A 13,690-nucleotide genomic window follows, 5' to 3' on the forward strand; every position below is an offset into this window, starting at 1 on the left:
CTGGAGACATGGCCGATCGACTCGCGGATGCTGTGAGCCCCTATCTGCGCTCCCATGCGGCGAATCCCGTCGACTGGTTCCCCTGGGGCGACGAGCCCTTTGCCGAAGCCCGGCGACGGGATGTGCCGGTGCTGGTGTCGATCGGGTACTCGACCTGCCACTGGTGTCACGTGATGTCGAGGGAGTCCTTCAGCGATCCGGTGATCGCCTCCCGCCTTGCCGCGCACTTCGTAGCGGTGAAAGTGGACCGGGAAGAGCATCCCGATGTTGACGCGAGTTACCTCGCCGCGGCCGGAGCCTTCACCGGCAACCTGGGGTGGCCCCTCAACGTCTTCGTCACGCCAGAGGGCAAGGCGTTCTACGCGGGGACCTACTGGCCGCCGACGGCGGTGGGAGACATTCCGTCGTTCGGGCAGGTGCTCGATGCGGTGGCGGATGCCTGGACCGCTCGACGCCCCCAGGTGGAATCCACGGCGACCGCGATCGCGGACTCACTGCGACAGTCGCTCGATGGGCACACCGCCGTCTCCGGCGAGATCGGCACGGGCCCGTTCGATTCGGCGGTCGCCGAACTGCTTGCCTACGAGGACTCCGAATTCGGGGGCTTCGGTGGCGCCCCCAAATTCCCGGTCGCGCCGGTGCTGCTCTTCCTGCTCGAGCGGGGCGTCGACGCCCCACCGGCCCTGGCACTCGCCTCCCGCTCGCTCGCCGCGCTCTCCGGTCGACATGCCGCCCCCGGCCAGCCGACCGCCGCGCTGAGGGACCGCCTGGAGGGCGGATTCTTCCGCTACGCCACGAAACGGGACTGGACCGATCCCCACTTCGAGCGGATGCTCTACGACAACGCCCAGCTGCTCACCGCGTTCACGAGGCTCGCCCAGCTCGATGCCGAGGCGCGGGACTGGGCCGTCGAGGTCGCGGAGGGGATCTCCGCGTTCCTCATGGGGGTCATGCAGCGGCCGGGCGGGGGATTCGCCTCGGCGCAGGACAGCGAAAGCAGCATCGACGGCGTGCGGCGGGAAGGGGCGTACTTCGCCCTCGGGGCAGAGGCGCGTGCTGCGCAGGAGCCTCCGCCGATCGATGCCAAGATCCTCACCGGCTGGAACGGGCTGGCAATCGGAGCGTTGGCGACCGCCGGCTTCGTGCTCTCCAGGGACGAGTGGATCGTGGCCGCCCGACGGGCAGCCGACGCGGTGATCGACACGCACCTGCGCGCCGACGGGACGCTGGTGAGAGCATCCATCGGCGGACGGATGTCGTCGGCTCACGCCACCCTCGAAGACTACGGAATGCTCGCCTCCGGGCTGCTCGACCTCGCGACGGCGACCGGGGAGGTGCACTACGCCTCGGTGGCCCGATCGCTGATCGATCTGACTCTCGGCGCTGCGGGTTCCGGCGTCTTCGGCGTGCCGGGAGGTGCGGACCCCGTGCTGGTGGCGCAGGGCACCGCCATCGAGAACGACCCTTCGGAGGGGGCCTACCCCTCCGGGCTGAGCGCTCTGGCGAGAGCCTGCGTCTCACTGCATCTGCTCGGTGGCGACCCGCGGTACCGGGAAGCCGCCGACCGGGTAGTCCGGCGCCTGTTGCCCCTCGCCGTGCCGCGCCCGGTGTCGTTCGGTGCGACCCTCGCGGTGGCCTCCGCGCTCACTCAGCCGATCGCGCAGCTCGTCGTGGTGGGGGAGGACCGGAATTCGGATCTGGCCGACCTCGCCCGGTCCCGCTTCCGCAGCGGTCTGCTCAGCATTGTGGTGACGCCGGCGCAGGCTGTACGCTTCGCGGTGGCCGGCTTCGAATTGTTCGATGGACGGGATCGCGAAGCGGCCTACCTGTGCAGGGACTTCGTCTGCCGACTTCCCATCGTCGAAGCTCCGGATCTGGCCGAGGCCCTCGATCTGTTCCGCTGATCCGTTTGTGGGTCGAGCCGTTTGTTGGCCGAGCCTTCTGTCGGCCGAGCCTCAGTCGGTCCGAACCGCGGCGTTGTCCACGTGCTCGACGACAGGCTCGCGGTCGCGCGCGGTTCGTTCGATCACTCCGCAGAGCCACAGCCAGCCGAGTGCGAGACAGAGCTGGCCGATCACCCCGATGGGGAAGTAGATGTGGTTCTGCAGGAAGAGCACCGCACCGACGACCACGAGTGCCGAACCGGGAAGGGCGACCAGGCGGAATCGCGCGATGGCCGTCGCCGCCGCGATCGCGCTGGCCGCGATGAATGACACGCTGCCGACCTCGCCGATGTGGTTGCCGAGCCCGAATACCGTGCCCGTCGCCATGCCCATGCCGTCGAGCTTGAGTCCGCCGGCGCCGATCCCCGCGAGCACGTCGAGCGCGGTGTAGAAGGCGGCATAGACAAAGCCGAGGATGCCGACGATCCAGGCCAGGAGGGCACCGGCACCCCGCGCCACCAGCCACGGCGCGAAGGCGAGAAGAGGGAAGACCGGCAGTATCGCGATGTGCAGGTTCCGCCAGTATTCCGCCGACGTCGCGGTGAGATGCATCGGGTGGGTGACCCCGACGGCGGCGAGTGCGAGGGGCGGAAGGGCGACGGTGACGTAGGCGAGAACGGAACGCGCGGACATGGCGTCATGCTACGGGACGGTCCTGTGCGGCCCGCCCCCCGGCGGGTCAGCGCCAGCCGGGAAGCCAGTAATGGAGTCGCGCGAAGATCTCCGGCACCTGGAGGCCCGTCCAGACCGGGTAGAAGAAGGCGCTGACCAGCACGACGAGCAACAGGAACACGGCAACGAGGCCGATGCCGCGGGTTCGGCGATAGGTGGAGTCCTGCGGTCGCCCGAGTACCAGTCCGATCACGAACACCAGTCCGAGGATCATGTACGGCTCGAAGACGATCGCGTAGAACTGGAAGATGGTGCGGGTGGAGTAGAGCAGCCAGGGGAGGTAGCCGGCGACCATGCCCATCAGGATGAGGCCGACCCGCCACTCCCGCCGACGCACGAGCCGGTAGACGAGATAGAACAGGGCGGCCGTCGCCGCCCACCAGAGAATGGGGTTGGCGATGGAGGTGACGTATTCCGCGCAACTCGAGACGGTGCATCCGCCCTGCCCCGAGGTCTGGCCGACGTAGTAAAACGCGGTCGGACGCACGAGGAAGAGCCAGGTGAAGGGATTCGCCGAGTACGGGTGGGCGCTGTGTTCGTTGACGTTGAAGTCGTAGACGCTCGCTTGGTAGTGCAGAAAGCTCTGCACCGAGTGGGGCACCCAGGCGAAAAACCCCGTCGCGGCGTTGCCGGGCACGTCCGCCCAGTTGCGGAAATAGCCGTCTTTCGTGACGAACCATCCGGTCCAGCTGGCGAGGTAGGTCGCCGCCGCGAGCGGGATGGTGAGAAGGAAGGTGACGGGGCCCTGCTTGAAGATCGTGCCGCTGACGAAGAAGGGGATGCCCGCCGCTCGCCGGGCCAGCGCATCGACCACCAGCGTGTGGACGGCGAAGGCGGCGAGGAAGTAGAGCCCGCTCCACTTGACGGCGGTGGCGGCCCCGAAGAGGATGCCCGCGGTGAGCAGCCAGGGGCGCCACCAGATCGCGGGCCCCCAGTCGATGCCGCGGCCGGCCTCTGCCCGGCGGGCGAGCCACAGTGACAGGCGTGCCGAGCTCTGAGTGCGATCGAGCAGTACGGCCCCGAATCCCAGCAGCGTGAGAATCATGACGAAGTTGTCGAGGAGCGCGGTTCGCGACATCACTATGGCGTGACCGTCGATGGCGAACAGGCCGCCGGCGATGGTGGCGAGCAGGGTGGAGTTGAAGAGCTTGCGAGCGACGATCACCAGGATGAACACCGCGAGGATGCCGACCAGAGCGGTGCTGATGCGCCAGCCGACGGTGTTCTCCGCGCCGAAGACGCGCAGGCCGAGGGCGATCATCCACTTGCCGAGGGGTGGATGGGCGACATAGGATCCGTCGGTTGTGAAGATGTTGACATTGCCGGCGTTGAAGGCCTGGTCGGCATTATTGGGCCAGGACCCCTCGTAGCCGAGGTGCAGGAGCGTCCAGGCATCCTTCACATAGAAGGTCTCGTCGAACACGAGCGACCGCGGATCGCCGAGGCGCACCAGACGTAGCACGGCCGCGAGCAGGGTGACGGCGATCGGACCGCCCCAGTACCAGAGCCGCTGCGCCCCCGGGAGGTCGAGACGTCGACCCCACCACGCGTCGAGCCGGGTGCCGGTCGGTTCGGCCGGATGCGAGGAAGGCCCAGAGGCTCGCGGGGCGCCGACAACGGCATCGAAGTCGGCTCTGGTCACAGGTGCAATGGTAACGAGGGTTCGCTGCAAGGATGGGCAAATGATCATCCTCGCAGCGACTCCGATCGGCAATCTCGGCGATGCCTCTCGCCGGCTGGTGGAGGCCCTGACCAATGCAGAGGTCATCGCCTCGGAAGACACGCGCGTCACCATCCACCTCATGCGCGCCCTCGGCATCGAGAACCGCCCGCGACTGATCGCCCTTCACGAGCACAACGAGGTCGAGAAGGCCGCCGAGATCGCCGAACTCGCGCGCGACACCGATGTGCTCGTGCTCACCGATGCCGGCATGCCCGCGATCAGCGACCCGGGGTTCTCCATCGTGACGGCGGCCGCGGCCGCCGGTGTCACCGTCACCGCGCTGCCGGGCCCCTCGGCCGTGATCACCGCTCTCGCGCTGTCAGGGCTGCCCACCGATCGATTCACCTTCGAGGGCTTCCTGCCGCGCAAAGGGCGTCTCGCCTCACTTCGGCAGCTCGCCAGGGAACCCCGCACCATGGTGTTCTTCGAGTCGCCCAACCGCCTGGCCGATGCCCTCGGAGACATCGCGACGGCCTTCGGGCCCGATCGCCGGGTCGCGGTCTGTCGTGAGCTGACCAAACTCTACGAGGAAGTGCGTCGGGGAACCGCCGCAGAACTCTCCGAGTGGGCCGCTCTGGGCGTCAGGGGCGAGATCTGCATCGTGGTCGAGGGTGGGTCTGCGCAGGAGGTCGATCTCGACGCCGGGATCGCGCAGGTGCAGTCGCTCGTCGCGGCCGGATCGAAGCTCAAGGACGCGGCATCCGAAGTTGCGGACGCCACCGGGCTCGGCAAGAGGGATCTCTACGAGGGAGCCCTCAGGGCGCGCTGAGTCTCGCCAGCTGTTCGGAGCTCAGCGTCAGTTCCGCGGCACCGGCGGAGTCGGTGATGGTCTCGGGCCGGCTGGCCCCCGGGATCGGGATGACGCAGTGGCCGAGCGAGAGTTCCCAGGCCAGGGCGACGCGCTGCGGGCTCACCCCGAGCTCCGCCGCGACCTCGCTGAAAGCGCTGTCCTCATCGAAGACATCGGAGCCCCGTCCGATGCCACCGAGCGGGCTCCAGGGCAGGAAGGCGATCTCGTGGGCGACGCAGTAGTCGAGCTCGCCGAGGCTCGACCGGTAGGCCGGTGAGAACTGGTTCTGCACCGAGACGAGTCGGCCGCCGAGCACATGGTCGGCCAGGGCGATCTGAGTCACCGTGGCGTTGGAAATGCCCGCAAGGCGGATGACACCCTCGTCGAGGAGTTCGCGCAGCGCTCCGATGGATTCCTCATACGGCACCGAGGGGTCCGGCCGATGGAACTGGTAGAGGCCGATCGCGTCGACGCCGAGGCGGGCGCGGGATTCTCGAGCGGCCTTCTTGAGGTGTGCCGGTGTGCCGTTGCGATCCCAGGGTCCGCCGTCGCGGAAGAGCAGGCCGCCCTTCGTGGCGATGAGCACCTGCTCGGTGCGACCGCGCAGGGCCTCCGCGACCAGCAGTTCGTTGTGGCCCTGGCCGTCGGCATCCGTCGTGTACGCATCGGCGGTGTCGATGAGGGTGACCCCCGCGTCGAGGGCGGCATGGATGGTCTCGATCGCCCGGTCTCGATCGGGCCGACCGGGGAGGGACAGCGGCATCGCGCCCAGACCGATCGAGCTGACGGCGACATCGCCGATCCTGCGGTATTTCATGCGCCCAGCCTAGGTCGAGCGCCTGAATCCGAGCGCTCGCGCAGGATTTTTGCGCTGAATGTAAAATTCCTGTTAACCCCCCTTGTCGGGGTGATCGAGCGGGGTTATCGTCGCGATTGCGCCCGTTTCCGGCGCGGTCATTCTTCATCGGGGAAGGTTTCACTACGTGGACAATCGCGCACGCCGGAGGGTGTTCTCTCGCAGGACATTCGGCATCGTGGCTACGGCCACCACCGTCATCGCACTTTCACTCACCGGCGTCTCGACAGCCTCCGCTGCCGATCGCGCGTCGTTCGCCGGGGCGGTACCCCGCTGGGCGACCGCGGCGAACGACGCCGGGGTGACCGCCGCCGACGAGACCGTCGAGGGGGAGATCTACCTTCCGCTGCGAGACCAGGCCGCTGCGGAGGCCCTCGCCACCGCAGCATCCACTCCCGGGGCCCGCGGGTACCGCCAGTTCCTCTCGCCCCAGGCGTGGATCCAGCGCTTCGCACCGACCAAGGCGGATTCGGATGCCGTCGTCGCCTCCCTCACCGCGCAGGGACTGACGATCAGCGCAGTGCCGGCCAGCCGCCAGTACGTGGTCTTCCGCGGAACGGCCGCCCAGATCGGGTCGTTGTTCGCCACGACCCTGCACGACTACCGCTACTCCGGTCATGTTCTCGCGGCACCGTCGAGTGCCCCCTCGCTGCCTGCGGCGCTCGCCGGCAAGGTCTCGGGACTCAGCATCGACCAGGCGAAGTTGCTCACCCACACCGACTCGATCAAACAGGGTGACCTGCCGGCCGGGGCGAACGCCCTCAGTCGCCAGGCTCAGACGCCCTCGGCCATCGCCGCCCAGTGCTCCACCTACACCGGTGAGCACACCGTGACGGCACCGGCCGCCTACGGGCAGACCACCTTCGACACCTTCAACTGCGGCTATGTCCCGTCGCAGCTTCGCTCCGCGTACGGGCTCGACTCGCTCGCGAGGGCGGGGGTGAACGGTGCGGGCCAGACCGTCGCGATCATCGATGCCTACGCCTCGCCGTCCATCGTGAACGACGTGAACACCTACTCGGCGGCACTCGGTGAGCCCGGACTCACGGCGGCGAATTACTCCCAGATCGTGCCGACCCCCGCCCAGTTCGTGGACCAGGAGGCCTGCGGCTTCCCGAGCGGATGGCAGGGAGAGCAGACCCTCGACGTCGAAGCAGTGCACGGCATCGCGACCGGCGCGAAGATCCTCTACGTCGGAGGCTTCAACTGCGGTGGCGGACTGGATGTCGCGCTCTCGAAGATCCTCGACAACAAGCTCGCCAACATCGTGAGCAACAGCTACGGCAACCTCGGCGAGGCGATCCCGGATGACGCGCTGAAGGGCGCGCAGAACCTGCACATCCAGGCGGCGGGCGAGGGGATCGGGCTCTACTTCTCCAGTGGTGACAACGGTGACGAGGTGGCCAACCTCGGCTACGCGTCCCCCGACTTCCCGGCATCCTCTCCGTATGTCACGTCCGTGGGAGGCACCAGCCTCGGCATCACGAAGGCCGGCAGGATCGCCTACGAGACCGGATGGGGCACCGCGGGAGACAAGATCGACCCGACCGGCACCAGCTACCTCTCACCCCTGCCCGGAGCCTTCTTCGGCGGAGCGGGTGGGGGAACCAGTGCAGTGTTCGCGGCTCCGGCCTACCAGCGGGGAGTGGTTCCCCCCTCTCTCTCGCACGGGTTCCGAGTGTCGCCGGACATCGCGGCCCTCGCGGACCCCTACACCGGGTTCTCGGTCGGCATCCGTCCGATCGTCGATGACAGCACCCTCGCTGTGGGGGACTTCGAGAGGGACACCTATGGCGGTACCTCGCTGGCCTCACCATTGACCGCCGCCCAGATCGCGATCGTGCAGCAGGCGACCCACACGGCTATCGGGTTCGCGAACCCGACGCTGTACGGGCTCGACCGCATCCTGCCGTTCTCGTTCCGCGACGTCCAGCCGCAGAGACCCACCAAGGCACTCGTCTACACGAGCGCGACCAGTGGCAACAGCTACCTGATCAGTCTCGACCAGGACACCTCGCTGAAGACCACCCGCAGGTACGACACGGTGACCGGTATCGGCGGTGTGACCTTCGGGCTGCTGTCGCTGCTGGCGGCCGGACGGCACTGATCTCGGCGTCATGACTGAACGGCCCCGGCGAGCGATCGCCGGGGCCGTTCTTCTGTGATCCACTGCTGTTCTGCGCCCACCGCGTAACGGGGACCCCGCAGCATCCGCCGCCAATTAGGATGATCGAATGCCCGCCGCTGACTCTTTTTACATCGCGACCCCGATCTTCTACGTGAACGATGTGCCGCACATCGGTCACGCGTACACCGAGGTCGCCGCCGACGTTCTGGCCCGCTGGCATCGCCAGGCCGGCGACGACACCTGGCTGCTCACCGGAACGGACGAGCACGGCCAGAAGATCCTGCGGACGGCCGTGGCGAACGACACCACCCCGAAGCAGTGGGCCGACACCCTCGTCGCGGATGCCTGGCTGCCGCTGCTGAAGACCATCAACATCGCCAACGACGACTTCATCCGCACCACCGACGAGCGCCACGAGAAGGCCGTCACGATCTTCCTGCAGAAGCTGTACGACGACGGTTTCATCTATTCTGGCGAATACGAGGGCTACTACTGCGTGGGCTGTGAGGAGTACAAGCAGCTCGACGACCTCATGGAGACCGCGGACGGCGACTTCGCCGGCACTCTGGTGTGCAAGATCCATGGGCGTCCGGTGGAGATCCTCAAGGAGAAGAACTACTTCTTCCGCATGAGCGACTTCCAGCAGAAGCTGCTCGATCTCTACGAGTCGCAGCCCGACTTCATCCAACCGGAGAGTGTGCGCAACGAGATCATCTCGTTCGTGAAGCAGGGACTCGACGACCTCTCGATCTCGCGGTCGAGTTTCGACTGGGGCATCCAGATCCCGTGGGACCACAGCCACGTCGTCTACGTCTGGTTCGACGCGTTGCTCAACTACATCTCCGCGATCGGCTACGGCACCGACACCGAGAACTTCGAACGGCGCTGGCCGGCGGTGCAGCTGGTCGGAAAGGACATCGCCCGCTTCCACGCGGTCATCTGGCCCGCGATGCTGATGGCGGCCGGACTCCCCGTGCCCCGCCGCGTGTTCGGCCACGGTTGGCTGCTCGTCGGTGGCGAGAAGATGTCCAAGTCCAAGCTCACCGGTATCGCCCCCTCCGAGATCACCGACACCTTCGGCGTCGATGCCTTCCGGTACTACTTCATGCGTGCCATCAGCTTCGGCCAGGACGGCTCATTCAGCTGGGAGGATCTCTCCGCGCGCTATCAGGCGGAGCTCGCCAACGGCTTCGGCAACCTCGCCTCGCGAGTGATCGCGATGGTCACGCGCTACCGCGCCGGGGTCATCCCGACCGGGGTCGTCCTCTCCGAGGCTGACCAGACCATCTTCGCCACCGGCCTCCGCGCGACGGCCGAAGCGGATGCCGCCATCGACAGACTGGCCATCCACGAGGCGCTTGCCTCCATCTGGACTCTCGTCGACGAGCTGAACGGCTACATCACCATTCAGGAACCGTGGGCGCTGTCGAAGGACCCGGCGAACGCCGAGCGGCTCGATGCCGTGCTCTTCACGATCGTGCGCGGCCTCGGCACCCTTGCGGTGTTGCTCTCCCCGGTGATCCCGGACGCGGCGGCCACGCTCTGGACGGCGCTCGGCGGCACCGGAGACGTGGCCGACCAGGACGTGCGATCCGCCTCCGAGTGGCAGGGCGGACGCTCGGTCTCCCCTCTTCCCGCGCCCCTCTTCCCCCGCATCGAACAGCCGGACACCGCCGTCACGACCTGACCCCAAGGAGCACAGCATGCCGAAAGCCGTGAAGTTCAGCAGGTATGGCGGTTCCGAGGTGCTCGAGCTCGTCGAGGTGGCCGCCCGGCCGCCCGGCCGGCGCGAGGTGCAGGTCGCGGTCGTGGCAGCCGCGATCAACCCGGGGGAGATCCAGATCCGGGAGGGCCGGATGCACGAGGCCTTCCCCGCCCACTTCCCCGAGGGACAGGGCAGCGACTTCGCCGGCGTGGTCACGGCGGTGGGCGAGGGAGTCGACTTCCCCCGGGTCGGTGACGAGGTGATCGGCTTCTCGGACGGGCGCGACGCGCAGGCCGAAGTCGTGACGATCGACGCGAGCCGGGTCATCCCGAAGCCCCATGCGGTCGGCTGGAACGAGGCCGCGAGCCTCTTCGTCGCCGGCACAACGGCGCGGGCCTGCATCACCGCAGTGGATGTGCGATCCGGCGACACGGTGGTCGTGGCCGGGGCAGCGGGAGGGGTCGGAATCATCGCGACCCAACTCGCCGTGCTCGCCGGAGCCGCGGTCGTGGCGACCGCGAGCGAAGAGAACCATGCGTTCCTCCGCAGTCTCGGTGCCATCCCGGTGGCCTACGGCAAGGGGCTGGCCGACCGCATCCGAAAGATCGTGCCGGACGGTGTCGATGCCTTCATCGATGCGCACGGCGACGGAAACGTGCAGGTCGCGGTGGAGCTCGGTGTCGCGAAGGACCGCATCAACACGATCATCGACTTCGCGGCGAAGAAGAAGTTCCGGGTGAAGGCCGACGGCATGTCGACGGTCGAGCCGCGGGAGGTGCTGACCGAGCTTGCCCGGTTGGTCGCGAACGGGGAGCTGACTGTGCCGGTCTATGCGAGCTATCCGCTCGAGCGGGTGCGCGCAGCATACGAGCGTCTCGGAGCGGGACACGGCCTCGGCAAGATCGTTCTCGAGGTGCGGCCCGCCGACTCGGTGTGACCGGTCGCGCTCTCGTCGCCAGCTGGACGAGGGCACGCCGGGTAGAATTCGGGGATGTCCGCGCTCGAGGAATCCCACGGCCCGATCCGGCAGCGCGCCAGCTCGTCGGAGCAGGGCAAGACCCGCGACCTGAGCTATCCGCCGCTGCCGTCGGCGCTCACGGTGGGCGTCTACGACAATCACACCCACCTCGAGATCGGCGACGGCGAGGAGGCGCTCGACTACCGCGAGCAACTCGACCGCGCGTCCAGCGTCGGCGTGCGCGGCGTCGTGCAGGTGGGGGGAGACCTCGAGACCTCGCGCTGGTCTGCCGAGATGGCCGCGCGCGAACCGCGGATGCTCGCGGCCGTGGCCATCCATCCCAACGAGGCTCCGCGTTACGAGGCCGCGGGGGAGCTCGATGCGGCTCTCGCCGAGATCGACGAACTCGCCGGCCGGCCGCGGGTGCGCGCCGTGGGGGAGACCGGACTCGACTTCTTCCGCACGGAGGAGAGCGGGCGCAGCGCACAGTATCGCTCGTTTGAGGCGCACATCGCCATAGCCAAGAAGCACGAGCTTGCCATGCAGATCCACGACCGGGATGCCCATGCCGAGGTGATCGCGACCCTGCGACGCAACGGGGCGCCCGAGAAGACCGTGTTCCACTGCTTCTCGGGGGACGCCGACATGGCACGGCTCTGCGCCGACAACGGCTGGTATCTCTCCTTCGCCGGCACAGTGACGTTCAAGAACGCGGACAATCTCCGCGATGCGCTCAGCGCCATCCCGCGCAGTCAGATCCTCATCGAGACCGACGCTCCCTTCCTCACCCCGGTGCCCTACCGCGGGCGGCCCAACGCTCCGTACCTGATCCCCACTACGCTGCGTTTCATGGCCGACCATCTCGGTACGGATGTCGCGCTGCTCGCCGCCCAGATCACCTCCAACACGGAGCTGGTCTACGGCACCTGGGATGCCGAACCGGTCACCCAGGATCTCGGCTCGCCCTACGACGAGGCCATCGACTCGTCCGACCTCGCGTGAGCCTGCTCGGGCCCGCGGAGATCCGCGACCTCGCCGAGCTGCTCGGCATCCAGCCGACGAAGAAGCTCGGCCAGAACTTCGTCATCGACGCCAACACCGTGCGCCGGATCGTCAAGGCGGCGGGAGTCGTCTCCGGCCAGAGCATGGTGGAGGTCGGCCCGGGGCTCGGCTCGCTCACCCTCGGACTGCTCGAGACCGGGGCATCCGTCGTGGCCGTCGAAATCGACACGCGTCTGGCGACGCAACTCCCGATCACCGTGGAGCAGTTGCAGCCCGGCGCTCCTCTGACGGTGATCACCCAGGATGCGATGACGATCACCGAGCTGCCCGGTCGCCCGACGAGCCTCGTCGCCAACCTGCCGTACAACATCTCCGTGCCGGTGCTCCTGCACTTTCTCGAACACTTTTCTCACCTCCAGACCGGGCTCGTTATGGTGCAGGCCGAGGTCGGCCAGCGGATCGCCGCTGACCCGGGCTCGAAGATCTACGGCAGCCCCAGCATCAAGGCCGCCTGGTACGGAAAGTGGCGCACAGCCGGCCAGGTGAGCCGCCAGGTGTTCTGGCCGGTGCCCAACGTCGACTCCATCCTCGTGCGATTCGACCGCGGTGAGCTGCCCGGCACGGAAGCGGAGCGGCTCGCGACCTTCGCCCTCGTGGATGCCGCGTTCCAACAGCGACGCAAGATGCTTCGGCAGTCGCTCTCGGTCGTGCTGGGGGACAGCTCCGCGGCATCCGCCCGGCTCGAGGCGGCGGGGGTGGCGCCGACCGCACGCGGGGAAGAGCTGACGGTGGCCGACTTCCTCGCCGTGGCACGAGCCGGCGTTGCCGCCGGGGCGTAAAGAGGGCTCCGAGGGTTCGGCTAGGTTGGAGTAATGACCTCCGCGGCCGCTCCGAAGGTGGTGCACGCACGGGCACCGGGCAAGATCAACGTGTTCCTCAAGGTCGGTGCCCTTCTCGATGACGGGTATCACGACGTCGCGACGGCCTATCAGGCCGTATCTCTCTACGAAGACATCCGTGCCACCGTCGCCGACGACTTCTCGGTGTCGTTCACGGGGCCGATCGACACCTCCGGCCTCGCCACCGACGGGTCCAACCTCGCGATCAAGGCGGCAACGCTGCTCGCGCACCGCGCCGGCTATCGAGGAGGCGTGCATCTCGAGATCGAGAAGCACGTGCCGATCGCCGGAGGCATGGGCGGTGGATCGGCGGATGCGGCGGCCACGCTCCTCGCCTGCGACAGCCTGTGGGGCACCGACCTCACGCGGGAAGACCTGCTCGAGCTCGCGACCCAGCTCGGCTCCGACGTGCCGTTCGCGTTCACCGGAGGCACCGCCATCGGAACCGGTCGGGGCGACCAGTTGAGCCCGGCGCTCGCCAAGGGCAGCTTCCAGTGGGTGCTGGCGCTCGCCGACTTCGGCATGAGCACCCCGCTCGTCTACAGCGAACTCGATCGTCACCGCGATCGGCATGCGCAGGACATCTTCCCCGCCTCGACCCAACCGCAGGTGGACGCCAACGTGCTCCAGGCCCTGCGCGCCGGGGATCCGCACATGCTGGCGGAGGTGCTGCACAATGACCTTCAGGCGCCCGCCCTCCACCTCGAACCGGGGCTGGGGGCGGTCATCGAGCTCGGCGAGGAGAATGGCGCGCTTGCCGGGATGATCTCCGGATCGGGTCCGACGGTCGCCTTCCTCGCCGCCAACCTCGATGCGGCCCTCGAACTGCAGATCGCCCTCAGTGCCGCCCGCTTGACGGTGGTGCGGGCGACCGGGCCGGTGCACGGCGCCCGGCTCATCGGCTCCTGAGCGGGTCTCGCTAGCTGTAGTTCCCGGGGACGTTGTGAACGCGTTCGATAGGTGACTTGCCGCCGATGCCGGTGTGGGGTCTGTGGTGATTGTAGCCGTGGACCC

11 protein-coding genes are annotated in these 13,690 nt (G+C 67.9%); 8 read left to right on the top strand and 3 right to left on the bottom strand.

What is annotated here, in order from left to right; genetic code table 11:
* Positions 1-8: 8 nt before the first annotated feature.
* Positions 9-1,904 carry a thioredoxin domain-containing protein gene (locus ABIB54_RS13620; RefSeq protein ID WP_354576056.1) on the top strand — a complete coding sequence of 632 codons (1,896 nt, stop codon included), beginning with the start codon at positions 9-11 and terminating at the stop codon, positions 1,902-1,904.
* A gap of 51 nt (positions 1,905-1,955) precedes the next feature.
* On the opposite strand, the gene ABIB54_RS13625 is transcribed toward ABIB54_RS13620, so the two are convergent.
* Positions 1,956-2,576, bottom strand: coding sequence for a hypothetical protein (locus tag ABIB54_RS13625; protein WP_354576057.1), 621 nt, complete (start codon positions 2,574-2,576; stop codon positions 1,956-1,958).
* Positions 2,577-2,622: 46 nt separating this feature from the next.
* The gene (locus tag ABIB54_RS13630) at positions 2,623-4,257 is read right to left on the bottom strand and encodes a dolichyl-phosphate-mannose--protein mannosyltransferase (protein WP_354576058.1); all 1,635 of its coding nucleotides are present in this window, start codon (positions 4,255-4,257) and stop codon (positions 2,623-2,625) included.
* Between the two features lie 40 nt (positions 4,258-4,297).
* Here ABIB54_RS13630 and rsmI point away from each other — a divergent pair, with 40 nt between their 5' ends.
* Positions 4,298-5,107, top strand: a complete 810-nt coding sequence (rsmI, locus tag ABIB54_RS13635; RefSeq protein WP_354576059.1) for a 16S rRNA (cytidine(1402)-2'-O)-methyltransferase — start codon at positions 4,298-4,300, stop codon at positions 5,105-5,107.
* Here rsmI and ABIB54_RS13640 read toward each other — a convergent pair.
* Positions 5,094-5,945: an aldo/keto reductase gene (locus ABIB54_RS13640; protein ID WP_354576060.1), complete on the bottom strand. Its 852-nt coding sequence runs from the start codon at positions 5,943-5,945 to the stop codon at positions 5,094-5,096. The genes rsmI and ABIB54_RS13640 overlap by 14 nt on opposite strands.
* Before the next feature lie 217 nt (positions 5,946-6,162).
* On the opposite strand from ABIB54_RS13640, the gene ABIB54_RS13645 reads away from it, so the two are divergent.
* The 6 genes from ABIB54_RS13645 (at position 6,163) to ABIB54_RS13670 (ending at position 13,585) form a co-directional block, all read left to right on the top strand.
* Positions 6,163-8,091: a S53 family peptidase gene (locus ABIB54_RS13645; protein WP_354576061.1), complete on the top strand. Its 1,929-nt coding sequence runs from the start codon at positions 6,163-6,165 to the stop codon at positions 8,089-8,091.
* 127 nt (positions 8,092-8,218) lie between these two features.
* Entirely contained in the window at positions 8,219-9,799 is a 1,581-nt protein-coding gene (gene metG / locus ABIB54_RS13650; RefSeq protein ID WP_354576062.1) for a methionine--tRNA ligase, read from the top strand.
* A 16-nt stretch (positions 9,800-9,815) separates the two neighbouring features.
* The gene (locus ABIB54_RS13655; protein ID WP_354576063.1) at positions 9,816-10,754 is read left to right on the top strand and encodes a zinc-binding dehydrogenase; all 939 of its coding nucleotides are present in this window, start codon (positions 9,816-9,818) and stop codon (positions 10,752-10,754) included.
* A 54-nt stretch (positions 10,755-10,808) separates the two neighbouring features.
* On the top strand, positions 10,809-11,777 hold the full coding sequence (locus ABIB54_RS13660; RefSeq protein WP_354576064.1) for a TatD family hydrolase: 969 nt from the start codon (positions 10,809-10,811) through the stop codon (positions 11,775-11,777).
* On the top strand, positions 11,774-12,616 hold the full coding sequence (gene rsmA / locus ABIB54_RS13665; RefSeq protein ID WP_354576065.1) for a 16S rRNA (adenine(1518)-N(6)/adenine(1519)-N(6))-dimethyltransferase RsmA: 843 nt from the start codon (positions 11,774-11,776) through the stop codon (positions 12,614-12,616). Before ABIB54_RS13660 ends, rsmA begins: the two co-directional genes overlap by 4 nt.
* 33 nt (positions 12,617-12,649) lie before the next feature.
* Positions 12,650-13,585 carry a 4-(cytidine 5'-diphospho)-2-C-methyl-D-erythritol kinase gene (locus tag ABIB54_RS13670; RefSeq protein ID WP_354576066.1) on the top strand — a complete coding sequence of 312 codons (936 nt, stop codon included), beginning with the start codon at positions 12,650-12,652 and terminating at the stop codon, positions 13,583-13,585.
* The last annotated feature ends 105 nt before the right edge of the window (positions 13,586-13,690 follow it).

Source organism: Frigoribacterium sp. UYMn621, from assembly GCF_040549525.1.
Taxonomy (GTDB): Bacteria; Actinomycetota; Actinomycetes; order Actinomycetales; family Microbacteriaceae; genus Lacisediminihabitans.

Coding starts and splice junctions, on each gene's coding strand:
- ABIB54_RS13620 (WP_354576056.1), top strand. CDS start 9: ATGGCCGATCGACTCGCGGATGCTGTGAGCCCCTATCTGCGCTCCCAT.
- ABIB54_RS13670 (WP_354576066.1), top strand. CDS start 12,650: ATGACCTCCGCGGCCGCTCCGAAGGTGGTGCACGCACGGGCACCGGGC.
- ABIB54_RS13660 (WP_354576064.1), top strand. CDS start 10,809: ATGTCCGCGCTCGAGGAATCCCACGGCCCGATCCGGCAGCGCGCCAGC.
- ABIB54_RS13640 (WP_354576060.1), bottom strand. CDS start 5,945: ATGAAATACCGCAGGATCGGCGATGTCGCCGTCAGCTCGATCGGTCTG.
- ABIB54_RS13655 (WP_354576063.1), top strand. CDS start 9,816: ATGCCGAAAGCCGTGAAGTTCAGCAGGTATGGCGGTTCCGAGGTGCTC.
- ABIB54_RS13625 (WP_354576057.1), bottom strand. CDS start 2,576: ATGTCCGCGCGTTCCGTTCTCGCCTACGTCACCGTCGCCCTTCCGCCC.
- rsmI (WP_354576059.1), top strand. CDS start 4,298: ATGATCATCCTCGCAGCGACTCCGATCGGCAATCTCGGCGATGCCTCT.
- metG (WP_354576062.1), top strand. CDS start 8,219: ATGCCCGCCGCTGACTCTTTTTACATCGCGACCCCGATCTTCTACGTG.